Annotated in this window: 1 protein-coding gene; it reads right to left on the bottom strand. The window is 46.7% G+C overall.

Features of this window, described 5'->3' with window-relative positions; translation table 11 throughout:
* The coding region (locus tag B3182_RS12250) for a transglutaminase domain-containing protein (protein WP_292752938.1) at positions 1-583 on the bottom strand (583 nt) is incomplete at both ends.

Genomic DNA, 583 nt, shown 5'->3' with positions numbered 1-583 from the left:
CACGGCAGCTGTTGGATCAATTCTGATCCATCCCTGTTGTGGTAGCCAGACTTCTGTCCAGGCATGGGCATCGCGCTGTCGCACCGTAAGCACCCGATCTACCGGATTGATTTCTCCGCCTTGATAACCCGTCACAATGCGAGCAGGAATACCTGCGGCGCGCATTAACACAGTAAAACTGGCGGCATAGTGCTCACAAAAGCCCTCACGACTCTCAAAAAGAAACTGATCAATGGTATCACCGCGTAATGCTGGTGGAGTCAGGCTATAACTGAAATCCTGCTGACGATAATAATTTAGTACAGCTTCAATATAGGATTGATCTGTTGGACTTTTTTCTAAAAGACTTCGTGCCAGCTGCAGACTTCTTGGATGACGATCTTCTGGCAAATTTAATCCATATTGCAGATAGGGATCATTTTGCGGGTTAAATAAATATTCAGTATGAGAACTTAACTGATATTGAGTGCGCTGTTTGATTGCGTCACTGCTAATTAACTCTCCATCCACACTGAGACGGGTCCGCATGGTTTGCGGATAGTCCGTGGGGAAATCCAGAGCAAATAACCAGCGCCTGTCATGG

Origin of the sequence: Methylophaga sp. UBA4204 (assembly GCF_002379485.1) — a bacterium.
Lineage (GTDB): Bacteria > Pseudomonadota > Gammaproteobacteria > Nitrosococcales > Methylophagaceae > Methylophaga.
Note: the sequence above shows the minus strand (reverse complement) of the source record. Positions and strands in the feature narration are given on the sequence as shown.